The organism is Pseudomonas sp. EA_5y_Pfl2_R50, assembly GCF_963970475.1.
Lineage (GTDB): Bacteria > Pseudomonadota > Gammaproteobacteria > Pseudomonadales > Pseudomonadaceae > Aquipseudomonas.
The window spans coordinates 1-484 of the sequence record NZ_CAXAPT010000137.1; the positions used below are offsets into that span (position 1 = coordinate 1).

The 484-nt window shown below is 69.4% G+C and carries 1 protein-coding gene and 1 pseudogene; both read left to right on the forward strand.

What is annotated here, in order from left to right; all coding sequences use genetic code 11:
• Positions 1-228 (forward strand): annotated as a pseudogene (locus tag AACY19_RS27100) (cobalamin biosynthesis bifunctional protein CbiET); the annotation flags it as partial.
• A partial coding sequence (locus AACY19_RS27105; protein ID WP_339454569.1) for a cobalamin biosynthesis protein occupies positions 225-484 on the forward strand: 260 nt, incomplete at its 3' end. The pseudogene AACY19_RS27100 and the gene AACY19_RS27105, both read left to right, overlap by 4 nt.

The window sequence follows — 484 nt, forward strand, 5'->3', positions numbered from 1 at the left end:
GGCGGCCTGTCGCAAGATTTGCTGGAGGCGCTGTGGGCACGCCTGCCGGTCGGCACGCGGCTCGTCGCCAATGCGGTGACACTGGAATCGGAAGCACTGCTCGCCGCCTGGCACAGCGCCAAGGGCGGTGCTCTGCTGCGGATCGAGCTCGCTCAGGCTGCTCCGCTGGGCCGCCGCCGCGGTTGGCGGTCGAGCTATCCCGTCGTGCAATGGAGTGTCATCCTGTGATCGTCGCCGGGTTCGGATTTCGGGCAGGTGCACCGCTGGAGTCGCTGCGCGCGGCCTTGCGGCTGGCGCAACGGGGGCATCCCTCCGTCACCCACCTCGCCACCGTGACAGACAAACTCTCCGGCCTGTCGCCATTGGGGCAGGCGTTGGATTTACCGGTTCTTGCGATCTCGCCCGAGGCACTGTCCAGCGTCGCCACGCCGACCCGCTCCGTCGCCAGCTTGGCCGCCTATGCCAGCGGGAGCGTCGCCGAGGC